Annotated in this window: 11 protein-coding genes; 4 read left to right on the forward strand and 7 right to left on the reverse strand. The window is 70.3% G+C overall.

The window, feature by feature from the left end; all coding sequences use genetic code 11:
* Positions 1 to 148 precede the first annotated feature (148 nt).
* Entirely contained in the window at positions 149 to 637 is a 489-nt protein-coding gene (locus VFN12_RS17460) for a MarR family transcriptional regulator (protein ID WP_325120076.1), read from the forward strand.
* A gap of 9 nt (positions 638 to 646) precedes the next feature.
* Positions 647 to 1,195 carry an MmcQ/YjbR family DNA-binding protein gene (locus VFN12_RS17465; protein ID WP_325120077.1) on the forward strand — a complete coding sequence of 183 codons (549 nt, stop codon included), beginning with the start codon at positions 647 to 649 and terminating at the stop codon, positions 1,193 to 1,195.
* A gap of 38 nt (positions 1,196 to 1,233) precedes the next feature.
* Here the strand turns inward: VFN12_RS17465 and VFN12_RS17470 are convergent, their stop codons facing one another.
* Positions 1,234 to 1,974, reverse strand: a complete 741-nt coding sequence (locus VFN12_RS17470) for an SDR family NAD(P)-dependent oxidoreductase (RefSeq protein WP_325120078.1) — start codon at positions 1,972 to 1,974, stop codon at positions 1,234 to 1,236.
* A 116-nt stretch (positions 1,975 to 2,090) separates the two neighbouring features.
* Here VFN12_RS17470 and VFN12_RS17475 point away from each other — a divergent pair, with 116 nt between their 5' ends.
* Complete coding sequence (locus VFN12_RS17475) at positions 2,091 to 3,818, forward strand: acyl-CoA mutase large subunit family protein (RefSeq protein WP_414690064.1); 1,728 nt, start codon at positions 2,091 to 2,093, stop codon at positions 3,816 to 3,818.
* A 12-nt stretch (positions 3,819 to 3,830) separates the two neighbouring features.
* On the opposite strand, the gene VFN12_RS17480 is transcribed toward VFN12_RS17475, so the two are convergent.
* The gene (locus VFN12_RS17480; RefSeq protein ID WP_325120080.1) at positions 3,831 to 4,472 is read right to left on the reverse strand and encodes a GAP family protein; all 642 of its coding nucleotides are present in this window, start codon (positions 4,470 to 4,472) and stop codon (positions 3,831 to 3,833) included.
* 100 nt (positions 4,473 to 4,572) lie between these two features.
* Here VFN12_RS17480 and VFN12_RS17485 point away from each other — a divergent pair, with 100 nt between their 5' ends.
* Positions 4,573 to 5,547 (forward strand): co-chaperone YbbN, encoded by a 975-nt coding sequence (locus tag VFN12_RS17485; protein ID WP_325120081.1) that lies wholly within the window; start codon positions 4,573 to 4,575, stop codon positions 5,545 to 5,547.
* Here VFN12_RS17485 and ppdK read toward each other — a convergent pair.
* The 5 genes from ppdK to VFN12_RS17510 all read right to left on the reverse strand — a co-directional run.
* Entirely contained in the window at positions 5,533 to 8,199 is a 2,667-nt protein-coding gene (gene ppdK, locus VFN12_RS17490) for a pyruvate, phosphate dikinase (protein WP_325120082.1), read from the reverse strand. The two genes, VFN12_RS17485 and ppdK, sit on opposite strands and share 15 nt — an antisense overlap.
* Positions 8,200 to 8,245: 46 nt before the next feature.
* Entirely contained in the window at positions 8,246 to 9,025 is a 780-nt protein-coding gene (locus VFN12_RS17495; protein ID WP_325120083.1) for an NUDIX hydrolase, read from the reverse strand.
* 105 nt (positions 9,026 to 9,130) lie between these two features.
* The gene (gene glgB, locus VFN12_RS17500; RefSeq protein ID WP_325120084.1) at positions 9,131 to 11,374 is read right to left on the reverse strand and encodes a 1,4-alpha-glucan branching protein GlgB; all 2,244 of its coding nucleotides are present in this window, start codon (positions 11,372 to 11,374) and stop codon (positions 9,131 to 9,133) included.
* On the reverse strand, positions 11,371 to 12,801 hold the full coding sequence (locus VFN12_RS17505) for a maltokinase N-terminal cap-like domain-containing protein (protein ID WP_325120085.1): 1,431 nt from the start codon (positions 12,799 to 12,801) through the stop codon (positions 11,371 to 11,373). The genes glgB and VFN12_RS17505 overlap by 4 nt, the downstream gene beginning before the upstream one ends.
* The coding region (locus tag VFN12_RS17510) for an alpha-glucosidase C-terminal domain-containing protein (protein ID WP_325120086.1) at positions 12,798 to 13,956 on the reverse strand (1,159 nt) is incomplete at its 5' end. The genes VFN12_RS17505 and VFN12_RS17510, both read right to left, overlap by 4 nt.

Genomic DNA, 13,956 nt, shown 5'->3' on the forward strand with positions numbered 1-13,956 from the left:
AGGGGCTGCGCGACATCCGGTACGTCGGCCGCGCCGACGAGCGCGACCTGGCGATCCAGCGGGTGGTGCAGCGCTCCGGCCTGCGCGGGCCCCGGGTCGTCAACTGATGGGCCGGAACTGATGGGCCGGAACTGATGGGCCGGAACTGATGGGCCTGCCCTTCGACCCGATCGACGAGGCCGCGCGGCAGTGGGGCCGGCGGTGGGACGCGGTGCCGGCCATGCACGCGGTGACGTCGCTGATGCGGGTGCAGCAGCTCGTGATCGGCCGGCTCGACGCCATCCTGAAGCCCCATGGCCTCACCTTCGCCCGCTACGAGGCACTCGTGCTGCTGGTCTTCTCCTCCCGCGGCTCGCTGCCGCTGGGCAAGATGGGGGAGCGGCTGCAGGTGCATCCCACCTCGGTGACCTCGATCGTGCGTCGACTGGAGTCGTCGGGGCTCGTCGTACGCCGTGCGCACCCGGAGGACGGCCGCGCCGTGCTCGCGGAGATCACCGATGCCGGACGCACGCTGGTCGAGAAGGCGACCCGCGACCTGGTGGGGGCCGACTTCGGCCTCGGCGCCCTCGGCGACCGTGAGCTGCGGGAGCTCTCAGAGCTGCTCCGCCCGATTCGCCGAGCCGCAGGTGACTTCTAGTCTGACCCAGTGACCACCGCCGACGACGTCCGACGTGTGGGCCTGGCGCTGCCCAGGGCGTACGAGCGCGAGATCCGCGGCCACTGGAAGCTCAAGGTGCGTGGCCTGGTGTTCGTCGCGTTCTCCCGGGACGAACAGGCCATGGGGTTCGGGTTCCCGAGGGCAGAGCGCGACGGTCTGGTGGCCTCCGACCCGGAGACCTTCTTCCTCCCCGGGGCCTCGGACCTGCGCTACCAGTGGGTGTGCGCGCACCTGCCGCGGCTCGCGACCGACGAGATGCGTGAGCTCGTCACCGACGCGTGGCGGATGTGCGTGCCCAGGATGCTGCACGACCTGCCCGAGCTGCCGGCGCCGACCGCGTCGCTGTGGGCAGCGATCGAGGCCGGAGCGTGGGACGAGGTGCGGGCCGTGCTGCATCCACGCGTCGCCTGGCGGGACCGGGAGGTGGTGCTGGACGGGCTCCCCGAGGTCATGGACCACCTCCGGAACCACCCCACGCCGAAGCCACCCACCGTCGTCGAGGTGCGCGACGGTCGGGTGAGTCGCTGGACCAGGTGATGTCCAGTGCCCGGTGGGGCAGGGCAGTTCGGTTCGGGTTAGCCGCCGTTCGCCTGCCAGGCGTCGACGTGGAAGGTCTGGCCACGGATCGCTGCCGCGCCGTTGCTGGCGAGGAAGAGGACGGCGTTGCCCACGTCGCGGGTGGTGCCGGTGGGGGCGCTGCGGGTCCGGGTCAGCAAGGGACCGGAGCTGCGGTCGATCTGCACCCTCAGCCCGGCCCGCTGGGGCTCCACCAGGTGGGCGGTCACGCTGTTGACGCGTACGCCGGCGCTCGCCCACTCCGAGGCAAGCCGCCGGGTGCGGCCGGCCAGCTCGTGGCGGGCGTGCTCGGCGTGCGCCAGCCTCAGCCACTCCTCGGTGCTCGGCATGTTGACCACCACCCCGCCGCCGCGCATCGTGCTCTGGCCGAGCCGGTAGCGCAGCCGGTGGGTGAAGGCGAAGGGGCCGACCAGGCCGAGCTGGACGGCGTGTCCGATGAACTGCCGCTCGGTCGTGTCGGCATCGGTCGGCATCACCGGTGGGGCATGGTTGACCAGGATGTCGAGCGGACCGACCCGGCCGGCCACCGCGGCGATCGAGTCACGGTCCATGAGCCGCAGCTGGTCGTAGCCGAAGCGGGAGAGGTCTGCGTCGTAGTAGGCCCGGAGGTACTGGTCGCCCGTGACCGTGACCTGGGCGCCGGCATCGGCGAAGGCGTGAGCGACGAAGAGTCCCATTCCGCGGGTTCCGCCGGTGACGAGCACACGACGCCCCGAGAAGTCGTACGACGGCTCGCGCATCCCTCTTTCCCTTCTGCGCGTCCCCGACGTACACGTCGGAGACCGCGACATTCTGGCACGGACCGCTCGGGCGCCGACGACTGGCCTGAACTAGTTGGACGTCCTACTATTTGGACATGGTGTCGACGAACCCGAACGCTGAATCCGCGCGCTCCCGGTGGCAGTCCCGCTACGAGAGGTCGCGGGTGCGAGACGCCGACTTCACGACCCTGAGCGGGGTCGAGCTCGAGCCGGCCTACGGCACCGACGAGTCGGAGTGGCCCGGTGAGTTCCCGTTCACCCGTGGCCTCTACCCGACCGGCTACCGGGGGCGGACGTGGACGATCCGGCAGTTCGCCGGCTTCGGCAACGCCCGGCAGACCAACGAGCGCTACCGGATGATCCTCGGCAGGGGCGGGGGCGGCCTGTCGGTCGCGTTCGACATGCCGACCCTGATGGGGCGCGACTCCGACGACCCCAAGTCGCTGGGCGAGGTCGGGCACTGCGGCGTGGCCGTCGACTCCGCCGCCGACATGGAGATCCTCTTCGACGGGATCGACCTCGCCGAGGTCACCACCTCGATGACGATCAGCGGTCCGGCTGTCCCGGTGTTCTGCATGATGCTGGTCGCGGCCGAGCGGGCGGGCGTCGACACCGGGAAGCTCAACGGCACCCTGCAGACCGACATCTTCAAGGAGTACATCGCCCAGAAGGAGTGGCTCTTCACCCCTGAGCCCCACCTGCGCCTGATCGGCGACCTGATGGAGTACTGCGTCGAGGAGATCCCGGCCTACAAGCCGCTGTCGGTCTCGGGGTACCACATCCGCGAGGCGGGCTCGACCGCCGCCCAGGAGCTCGCGTTCACCCTGGCCGACGGCTTCGGGTACGTCGAGCTCGGCCTCTCCCGTGGGCTCGACGTGGACGGGTTCGCACCGGGCCTGTCCTTCTTCTTCGACGCCCACGTCGACTTCTTCGAGGAGATCGCGAAGTTCCGCGCCGCCCGCCGGATCTGGGCGCGCTGGATGCGCGACGTCTACGGGGCGAAGAGCGAGAAGGCCCAGTGGCTGCGCTTCCACACCCAGACAGCCGGCGTCTCGCTGACGGCCCAGCAGCCCTACAACAACGTCGTCCGCACCGGCATCGAGGCGCTCTCCGCGGTGCTGGGCGGCACCAACTCGCTCCACACCAACGCCCTCGACGAGACCCTCGCCCTGCCCTCGGAGCAGGCCGCCGAGATCGCGTTGCGCACCCAGCAGGTGATCATGGAGGAGACCGGCGTGGTCAACGTCGCCGACCCGCTGGGCGGCTCGTGGTACGTCGAGGCGCTGACCGACAAGATCGAGGCCGAGGCCAACGCGATCTTCGACAAGATCCTCGCGATGGGCGGCTCGACCCTCACCCACGCCGACACCGAGGGGCTCGCCGAGACCATGCGCCACTCCACGGGCCACTCGCACGAGGCGGAGTGGCCGATCACGGCCGGTCTGCTCCGTGGCATCGAGGAGGGCTGGTTCATGTCGGAGATCGCCGAGGCGGCCTTCCAGTACCAGAAGGCTCTGGAGAAGGGCGACAAGAGGATCGTCGGCGTCAACTGCCACGAGGACTCGGTCACCCACGATCTGGAGATCCTGCGGGTCAGCCACGAGGTCGAGACCGAGCAGGTGCGTGAGCTCACCGAGCGTCGTACGAGCCGCGACGACGAGGCCGCCCGGGCCGCGGTCGCGCGGATGGTCGAGGTCTCGCGGACCGACGAGAACATGATCGAGTCGATGCTCGAGGCCTGCCGCGCCGAGGCCACCCTGGGTGAGATCTGTGACGCGCTCCGCGCCGAATGGGGCGAGTACCGCGAGCCGGCCCGCTTCTGAAGCCTGGGCGCCTCAGCTGCCGACGAGGCTGTTGACGGTGATGACGGCGAAGAAGACGAGCACGACCTCGCTGACGACCCAGGCGTTGTCGTTCATCCAGTCCCGGACCTTCGGGAGGACCACCTCGGCCCGGTGACCCAGCACCAGGATCCCGATCAGCGGAAGGCCCAGCAGCAGGAGGGTCAGCGCCACGAAGGGGAGCACCTGCCACCACTCGCCGCCGTGGCGCGCGACGTGCAGCCCGACCGTGATCGAGCTCGCGATGTCGGTCGGGAAGACCCCGAGCAGGGCCAGGCCAAGCGTGAACGCGAACTTCGGCCGCGCCTCCTGCAGCTTGCCCATCCACGCCGGCGGCTCGCTCGTCTTCCGGGTCAGGAACGTGTGGACGACGAGGAACAGCACCAGGCCCAGGATGACCCAGTCGAGCACGGTCGCGGCCGTCCCGTGCGAGTCGCTGCGGGTGTTGCCCGTCGCCCCCTGAGCGAACACGTAGGCCACCGTGACCACCCCGGTGATCGAGACGGCCGCGCCGGCGACGTAGCTGAGCGAGTTCCTCACGGGCTGGCTGCTGGTGGCCAGGAAGAACGAGCTGATGATCTGGGGGCCGGCGATCATCACGAAGGCCAGCGGCAGGACGGCGGCGACGGGGCTCACCTGTCTAGGTTGGCGGGTGGCGCGCGGACGGCGCCTCACACGTGACGGGTGATCCCTCCCGAGGGGTTCGGGCGGTCCGGGCTTCTCTAGGATTGGCGCCATGACGCAGCAGCCGTTCAGCCGCCCCGGAGCCATCGACCTCTCCGCCCTGAAGGGGGCGGCCGGTCCCGGCGCCCCGCGCCCGGCGCCCGCGGGCGGTCCCGCTGCGGGTCCGGGCGCAGCACAGCCCGGCGGAGGTGCCACGTCGGCCTACTGCGTGTCGATCACGGAGCAGAACTTCGAGTCCGTCGTGGAGACCTCGAGGACCGCTCCGCTGCTGCTGGTCTTCTACTCGCCCACCCAGATGCCCGAGAGCGTCCAGCTCGCCGACGACCTCGAGACCCTGTCCGGCGAGTTCGAGGGCAGGTTCCTCGCCGGCCGGGTCGACATCGACGCCGTGCCGCAGATCGCACAGCTCATGCAGATCCCGTCGATCCCGCTCGTGGTGATGATCTTCGACGGCCGGCCGATGCCGCTGCTCCAGGACGTCGTACCGCTCGAGGAGCTGCGCACCGCCCTCACCCAGGTGATGCAGCAGCTGACGGCCCAGGGCATCACCGGCCGGCACCAGCCCCGTACCGGCGCCGCGCAGCCCGAGGGGGACGAGGCCGAGGAGGCGGGCATGGACCCGCGCTACGCCGCGGCGCAGGACGCCCTGGGCGAGGGTGACATCGACACCGCGGTAGCGGAGTACCAGAAGCTGGTCGACGCCAACCCGGCCGACGCCGAGGCCGCCGCCGGGCTGGCGATGGCGAAGGTCCTGCAGCGTACCCGCGGTGTCGACCTCCAGGCGGCCCGCGCGGCCGCGGCCGCGGCGCCCGACGACGTCGACGCCCAGACCATGGTGGCCGACCTCGACATGCTCGGGGGCCATGTCGACGACGCCTTCAGTCGCCTGATCGACCTGATCCGGCGGAGCGAGGGTGAGGACCGGAACAAGGCACGAGAGCACCTGCTCGGGCTGTTCGGGGCCGTCGGGAACGATGACCCGCGGGTGATGCGCGGGCGGCAGAACCTCGCCTCAGCGTTGTTCTAGGACCGACCGACCGGCCTCCAGCCGCGCGACCGGGACCCGGAAGGGGGAGCAGGAGACGTAGTCCAGCCCGACCCGGTCGAAGAAGTGGATCGAGCGGGGGTCGCCGCCGTGCTCGCCGCAGATCCCGACCTTCAGGTCGGGCCTCGTCGCCCGTCCCTTCTCGGTTCCCATCTCGACCATGCCTCCGACGCCGAGCTGGTCGAGGGACTCGAACGGCGACACGTCGAAGATCCCGTGCTCGAAGTAGCGGGAGAAGAACGCTGCCTCGACGTCGTCGCGTGAGAAGCCCCAGGCCATCTGGGTCAGGTCGTTGGTGCCGAAGGAGAAGAACTCCGCCGAACCCGCGATCCGGTCGGCGAGGAACGCGGCACGCGGCAGCTCGATCATGGTGCCGACCTGGAACTCCAGCCGTACGCCGCGGTCGCGCTGGACCTCCTCGGCGACCTCGAGGATCCCAGACCGGACCGCGTCGAGCTCACGGACGCTCGCCACCAGGGGGACCATGATCTCGGGCAACGGCCGCCCGCCGGCCTCGATGCGGTCGGCCGCTGCCTCCAGGATGGCCCGGGCCTGCATCCGGAACAGCCCCGGGATGGCGATCCCCAGCCGGACGCCGCGCATGCCGAGCATGGGGTTCTGCTCGTGGAGACGTCGTACGTGCGCCAGGAGCGTCCGGTCGTGCTCGTCCACCTCGCCGCGCTCCTCGGCGAGCGCGACCTTGACCGACAGCTCGGTGTAGTCAGGGAGGAACTCGTGCAGCGGGGGATCGATCATCCGGATGGTGACCGGGAGCCCGTCCATGGCCTCGAGGATCTCGGTGAAGTCCTGCCGCTGCAGCGGCAGCAGCGCGTCGAGGGCGGCGGTCTGGGTGGACTCGTCCTCGGCCACGATGAGCCGCTCGACCAGCTCCCGCCGATCGCCCAGGAACATGTGCTCGGTCCGGCACAAGCCGATGCCCTGGGCGCCGAACCGCCGGGCGCGGGAGGAGTCGTCCGGTGTGTCGGAGTTGGCGCGCACGCGCAACCGCCGGGCGCCGTCGGCGTGGGCCATGATCCGGGAGACCGCGGTGACCAGGTCGTCCTCGATCTTCTCGCCCTCGAAGTGGCGCACGACCAGTGAGTCCGAGACCGGCACCTCACCCGCGAAGACCTCGCCGGTGGTGCCGTCGATGGAGATCACGTCGCCCTCGCGGACGGTCTCACCGTCGCGCACCCGGAACTCCTTGGCCCTGGCGTCCACGTCGAGCGCGTCGGCTCCGCAGACGCAGGTCCGGCCCATGCCGCGCGCGACCACTGCGGCGTGAGAGGTCTTGCCGCCCCGGCTGGTGAGGATGCCGCGGGCGGCCACCATCCCGCGCAGGTCGTCGGGGTTGGTCTCCTTGCGGACCAGGATCACGTCCTCGCCCCGCTCCGCCCACTCGACGGCCGTGTCGGAGTCGAAGACGACCTTGCCGACCGCGGCGCCGGGGGAGGCGTTCATCCCGGTGGCGAGCAGCGTGCGCTCGGCGTCGGCGTCGAATCGGGGGAACATCAGCTGGGCGAGCTGGTCACCGGTCACCCGGAGGACCGCCTCGTCCATGCCGACCAGCCCTTCGTCGACCATGTGCATGGCGATCCGGAAGGCAGCCTCGGGTGTGCGCTTGCCGACCCTCGTCTGGAGCATCCACAGCTTGCCGCGCTCCACGGTGAACTCGATGTCGCACATGTCGCGGTAGTGGCGCTCGAGCCGCGCCATGATCGTCATCAGCTCGTCGTACGAGTGCTGGTCCACCTTCTCGAAGTCGGCGAGCGAGACCGTGTTGCGGATCCCGGCGACGACGTCCTCGCCCTGGGCGTTCTGGAGGTAGTCGCCGTAGACCCCCTGGGCTCCGCTGGCCGGGTCGCGGGTGAACGCCACCCCCGAGCCCGAGTCCATCCCGAAGTTGCCGAACACCATCGCCTGCACGTTGACGGCGGTGCCGAGGTCCTCGGGGATCCGCTCCTGCCGGCGGTAGAGGCGGGCGCGGTCGGTGTTCCACGAGTCGAAGACGGCCCGGATCGCGAGGTCCAGCTGTTCCCGCGGGTCCTGCGGGAAGGGGCGCCCGGCCTGCTCCTCCACGATCTGCTGGAAGGTCGAGACCAGGCCGCGCAGGTCGTCGGCGTCCAGATCGAGGTCGTTGTCGGTGCCGCGTGACCGCTTCGCCTCGTCGAGCGCCTCGGCGAAGTGGTCGGCATCGATGCCGAGCACGGTGGCGCCGAACATCTGGAGCAGCCGGCGGTAGGAGTCCAGGGCGAACCTCTCGTCGTCGCTCTGGCTCGCGAGTCCACGCACCGACTCGTCGTTGAGGCCGACGTTGAGGACGGTCTCCATCATCCCGGGCATCGAGAACTTCGCTCCGGAGCGCACGCTGACCAGCAGCGGGTTGTCGGGGTCGCCGAGCGAGCGGCCCATGGCCTTCTCCAGCGCGGCCAGGTGGTCGGAGACCTCGTCGGCCATCCCGTGCGGCTCGTTGCCCTCGGCGAGGTAGGCCTGGCACGCCTCGGTGGTGATGGTGAAACCTGGTGGCACGGGCAGCCCCAGGTTCGTCATCTCGGCGAGGTTGGCTCCCTTGCCGCCCAGCAGGTCCCGCTGGTCCTTGTTGCCGTCTGCGAAGTCGTGGACGAATGAAGTCACCCGCTGATACTGCCCTCTCCGGTCGGCGAACGGGAGGGCCGGGTCCTCAGCGACCGGACTCGGTGTAGGTCGGCCCCGGTGTCTTGAGGTTCGCGAGTGCGGCCTCGACCCGACGTGCCGTGAAGTCGGCGGCGCGGTCCCAGACCTCGTCCATCGTGCAGAAGGCGGCGGCGCGGATCTCGCGTTCCTGCTTGACGATCGCGTCGGCGACCTCCGGGGCGTGCGTCCCGCCGTCGAAGACCAGACAGAGAGCGTCGTCCCAGCCGCCCCACGGGGGAAGCCAGTCGGTGAGGAGGAGGGCGCCCGGATCGAGGGACAGTCCGAGCTCCTCCTCGACCTCTCGACCGACGGCCAGGTGAGGCGACTCGCCCACCTCGACCACGCCGCCGGGCAGGTCCCAGTCCTGCTTGTAGGTGAGCTGGCACAGCAGGACGCGTTCGGTGGTGTCGCGGATCAGCATCTGGCTGATCGCCCGCTTGCGCGGGAGGAAGGAGTTGAGCAGGGCCCGGAACCCGCCCGGCTCGCTGACGGGTACGTCGGTCGTCAGGCGCGCGTAGACGATCCGGTCTCCGGACCGCCCGCCGACGTCCACCCCGCGCATGACCCCCTCGCGCCGCATCCCGGCCCAGGTGGCCACGCGCTGGCCGAGCTGGTCGTCGGGATCGACCAGGGTCTCCACCCTGCTGTGGGCCGACAGCGCGGCCTCGACCTCGCGACGTACGACGTCGGCGGCACCCCACACCCCCTCGTCGTGCAGGGCGCGGATCCAGCTGATCCGGGCTATCCCGTCCGCGACGGTGGTGACAGTCGTCGGCTCCTCGCTCACCCGGCCACCCTAACCGTGGACACGTGGCCGGCGACCAAGACGCCGAGTCGGCGCTACTGCAACGCCCGGGGACGCCGAGTCGGCGCTACTGCAACGACCCGGCTGTCAGCTGGCTGCGGTGTCCTGGGGCTTCTGCGACGCTCTGGTCGATGAGGCGCGTCGCAACCAGACGACCCCCAGCGGGGGCAGGGCGATGTCGGCATGGGCGGACTGGCCGGAGTGCTCACCGGCCACTGCCTCGACCCGCCCGAGGTTGCCCACCCCGGAGCCGCCGTAGAGCTCGGCGTCGGTGTTGAGCACCTCCTCCCACGTGCCCGCAGACGGCAGCCCGAGCCGGTAGTCGTGCGGGATCGCGGCGAAGTTGGCGACGCAGGCGAGGTCGGGTGCGGACTCGCCCAGCCGGACGAACGAGAAGACGTTCCGGCTGGCGTCGTTCGCGTCGATCCACGAGAACGCCTCGGGCTCGTGGTCGCGCGCCCACAGGGCGGGGGTGTCGGCGTAGACGCGGTTGAGGTCCCGTACCAACGAGTGGACCCCGGCGTGCTCCGGGTGGTCGAGCAGCCACCAGTCGAGCTCGCGCGCCTCGGCCCACTCCGACTCCTGCCCGAGCTCGGCGCCCATGAACAGCAGCTGCTTGCCGGGATGTGCCCACATGAAGGCAAGGAAGGCCCGCAGGTTGGCCAGCTGCTTCCACCGGTCTCCGGGCATCTTGCGCAGGAGCGACCCCTTGCCGTGGACCACCTCGTCGTGGCTGATCGGGAGCACGAAGTTCTCCGACCAGGCGTAGACGCTGGCGAAGGTCAGCTCGCTGTGGTGGTGCGAGCGGTGGATCGGGTCCTGCTGGAAGTATCCGAGCGAGTCGTGCATCCAGCCCATGTTCCACTTGAAGCCGAAGCCGAGCCCGCCCTGCGAGGTCGGGCGGCTGACGCCCTCCCAGGACGTGGACTCCTCGGCGATCGTCATCGCACCGGGCACCCGCTTGCCGACGGTGCCGTTCATCTCCTGCAGGAACTCGACGGCCTCGAGGTTCTCCCGGCCACCGCGCACGTTGGGGCTCCACTCGCCCGGCTCGCGCGAGTAGTCGAGGTAGAGCATCGAGGCGACGGCGTCGACGCGGAGCCCGTCGACGTGAAAGTCGACCAGCCAGTAGAGGGCGTTCGCCACCAGGAAGTTGCGGACCTCGCGGCGGCCGAAGTTGAACACGTAGGTGCCCCAGTCGGGATGCTCGCCCCGGGACGGGTTCGGGTCCTCGTACAGCGGGGTGCCGTCGAAGCGCGCCAGGGCGAAGGCGTCCTTGGGGAAATGGGCGGGGACCCAGTCGACGATCACGCCGATGCCGGCCTGGTGCAGCCGGTCGACGAGGTACCGGAAGCCGTCGGGGTCGCCGAACCGCGCGCTCGGGGCGAAGTACGACGTCACCTGGTAGCCCCACGAACCGCCGAACGGGTGCTCCATCACCGGGAGGAACTCGACGTGGGTGAATCCGAGGTCGGTCAGGTAGGGGACCAGCTCGTCGGCGACCTCGGCGTAGCTCATCACCTCGCCGTCCCGCTTGCGCCAGGACCCGATGTGCATCTCGTAGACCGACATCGCCTCCTGCACCGGCTGTCTCGCGGCGCGCTCGGTCATCCACTCCTCGTCGCCCCAGGTGTACGTCGACTCGAACACCACCGACGCGGTCTGGGGCGGGACCTCGGTGTGGAAGGCCATCGGGTCCGCCTTCTCGCGCCACTCCCCGTCGGCACCGAGGATCTCGAACTTGTAGTGGGCTCCGGTGCCGACGCCGGGCACGAACAGCTCCCACACCCCGGACTCCCCGAGCTGGCGCATCGGGTGGGCCCGGCTGTCCCAGTCGTTGAACGACCCCTTGATCCGCACCCCGCGTGCCGACGGGGCCCAGACCGCGAACGCGGTGCCGGTGATGGTGTCGGACAGCGGGGTCTCGTAGCGGTGCACCCGCGCGCCGAGGACCTGCCAGAGCTCCTCGTGGCGGCCCTCGTTGATCAGGTGGAGGTCGACCTCGCCCAGGGTGGGCAGGAAGCGGTAGGGGTCGTCGACGACAACCGGCTCCTGGCCGTAGTCGACGCGCACGCGGTAGTCGGGCACGTCGACCTTCGTGCCGTTGCCGGTCTCGGGCAGGACGCCCACCCACACCCCCTCGTGCTCGTGCTCGAGGGGGACCGACGCGTCGCCGTAGACGACGTCGACCGCCGAGGCCAGCGGCTTGAGCACCCGGACCGTCACCGCCCCGTCGTGGAGGTGCGGGCCGAGCACCCCGTGCGGGTGACCGTGCCCGCCGCTGACGAGCTGGTCGAGCTCGGAACGGGAGATGGGCCTGGCTGCAGTCACGACTTCTCGATCCTCCTGATGGCGTCCAACGGGATGTCCACCCATCCGGGCCGGTTGCGCGCTTCGTAGACGACCTCGTAGACCGCCTTGTCGGCGACGTACGCGGACAACAGGGTCTCCTGGTCGACGGTCAGCTCACCGCCGGCGTACGCCGACAGGAACGCGCCACGGTTGCGCTCGGCCCACTCGGCGGCGCGGAACGCGCGCTGCTCGGCGCCGACGTACTCGCTCTCCTTGACGGTGCGTTCGACCACCCGGGGGGCGTAGTCGAACGACCGCAGCATCCCGGCGACGTCGCGCCACCGGGAGTCGGGGAGCAGCCGTTCGGACAACGGCTTGGCCGGCTCGCCCTCGAAGTCGACGATCTTCCACCCCCGAACGGTCCTCAGCGTCTGGCCCAGGTGCAGGTCGGCATGGATCTGCTGCACCGTGAGGTCGCGGATCCGGCGTACGTGGTCGTACGTCGCGCGCAGCCGGTCGGCGTGCTCCGCAAGCTCTGGTACGACGTCGAGCGCCGCGTCGAGCCTGCGGTGCATGCCGTCCACGAGGGAGGTGACCTGCTCGGTGGACCACGTGTGAGTGGGGAAGTGCTCCTGCAGGCTCGCGTGGGTCTCGGCCAGGGCGACGCCCAGCCGTGCGGACTCGCCCGCGAAGTCCCCGCCCACCTCGTCGGCATGCAGGTCGGCCTCGGCGAAGAGGTTGCGGACGCTGGTCAGGGCGAGGTCCCAGCCGTCGCTGGCGGTGCGGAGGAACTGCTGGAGCATCGCCAGCTGGAGCACCCCGCCCCCGGATCCGGACGCCTCGTCCTCCTCGACCTCCAGCCAGCCGTAGAGGGCCGCCACGTGGTCCGAACCTGCCCTGGTGAGCACCTCGTGGACGGAGATGTCGGGGTTGTGCCCGGGGGTGATCTTGCGGAACACCTTCATCAGGGAGTCCTCGCCGAAGGCCACCGAGGAGTTGGACTGCTCCCCGGAGAACAGCGTCGAGTGCGACTCCAGGTCGAACTCGTGGCCGGGCAGGCGGTGGAAGCGGAGCGGTCCCTCGTCACGCGGGTCGGCGAACGCGTTCAGCCAGAAGGCCATGGCGTAGCGGTCGTGGACCGCGTCGTAGACGTGGCTCGGCCCGAAGTCCTCGTCCTCCCACATCCCGACCAGGGCGTGGGCGAGGTGCTCCTGCGGCTCGCCGTAGAACGCCAGCGGTAGCTGGTAGATCTCGGTGCCACCGACCGCATCGGCGTAGTCCACGGTGACGAGGTCGATGGCTGCGCGCGGCCCCTCGGCCGCGTCGTCGGGTCCGGGGCTGCCGGGGACTCGTCCGAGGCGGCGCCGTCCGGCGAGCGCGAACGGTCGGCCCTTGCCGCCGAACCAGCGCGCGTTGCCGACGTACGCCGCGATCAGCTCGAGCGGGTCTGCGATGGGAGTGGTCATGGGGCAGTCAGTTCCTCCGTGGCCGGTGGGGTCACCCGGAACCAGTAGAAGCCGTACCCACCCAGTGTCAGGAGATACGGCAGCTCACCGATCGGGGGGAACGGCACCCCGCCGAGGAGCTCGACCGGGATCATCCCCTCCCAGGGGCGCAGGTCCAGCTCCACCGGCTGTGGGAAGCGGGACAGGTTGTTGACGCAGACGATGACGTCGCCATCGTGCTCGCGGGCGTAGGACAGCACGCTCGGGTTGGAGCCTCCGAGGTCGGTGAACGCGCCGAGGCCGAACGCCGGGTGCTGGCGTCGGGCGTGGATCATCCGCCTCGTCCAGTGCAGCAGCGAGGAGGAGTTCTCCAGCTGCGCCTCGACGTTGACGCTCTGGTAGCCCGTCACCGGGTCCTGGATCAGGGGCAGGTGGAGCTTGCCCGGCGTGGCCGAGGAGAAGCCGGCGTTGCGGTCCGACGTCCACTGCATCGGGGTGCGCACGCCGTCGCGGTCACCGAGCCAGATGTTGTCGCCCATGCCGATCTCGTCGCCGTAGTAGAGGACCGGCGAGCCGGGCAGGGACAGCAGCAGGGCGGTGAACAGCTCCATCCGGTTCGTGTCGTGGTCGAGCAGGGGGGAGAGGCGGCGCCGGATCCCGATGTTGGCCTTCATCCGGGGGTCCTTGGCGTACTCGTCCCACATGTAGTCGCGGTCCTCGTCGGCGACCATCTCCAGGGTCAGCTCGTCGTGGTTGCGCAGGAAGATGCCCCACTGGCAGCCGTCGGGGATGGCCGGCGTCTGCTCCATGATCTCCGAGATCGGGAAGCGCGACTCGCGGCGCACGGCCATGAAGATGCGCGGCATCACGGGGAAGTGGAACGCCATGTGGCACTCGTCGCCGCCGACCGCCGGGTCGCCGAAGTACTCCACCACGTCGGTCGGCCACTGGTTGGCCTCGCACAGCAGCACCCGGCCCGGGTAGCGCTCGTCGACGAAGCGCCGCACCATCCGCAGGAACTCGTGGGTCTCCGGCAGGTTCTCGCCGTTGGTGCCGGGTCGCTCGAAGAGGTAGGGCACGGCGTCCAGACGGAAACCGTCGAGGCCCATCGCGAGCCAGAAGTCCATCGCGTCCAGCATGGCTTCGAGGACCTTGGGGTTGTCGAAGTTGAGGTCC

This window comes from Nocardioides sp., from assembly GCF_035703625.1.
Taxonomy (GTDB): Bacteria; Actinomycetota; Actinomycetes; order Propionibacteriales; family Nocardioidaceae; genus Nocardioides.

Excerpts from the sequence above, each read along its gene's own strand:
- VFN12_RS17460 (WP_325120076.1), top strand. The coding sequence starts at position 149 with ATGGGCCTGCCCTTCGACCCGATCGACGAGGCCGCGCGGCAGTGGGGC.
- VFN12_RS17470 (WP_325120078.1), bottom strand. The coding sequence starts at position 1,974 with ATGCGCGAGCCGTCGTACGACTTCTCGGGGCGTCGTGTGCTCGTCACC.
- VFN12_RS17475 (WP_414690064.1), top strand. The coding sequence starts at position 2,091 with ATGGTGTCGACGAACCCGAACGCTGAATCCGCGCGCTCCCGGTGGCAG.
- VFN12_RS17485 (WP_325120081.1), top strand. The coding sequence starts at position 4,573 with ATGACGCAGCAGCCGTTCAGCCGCCCCGGAGCCATCGACCTCTCCGCC.
- VFN12_RS17505 (WP_325120085.1), bottom strand. The coding sequence starts at position 12,801 with ATGACCACTCCCATCGCAGACCCGCTCGAGCTGATCGCGGCGTACGTC.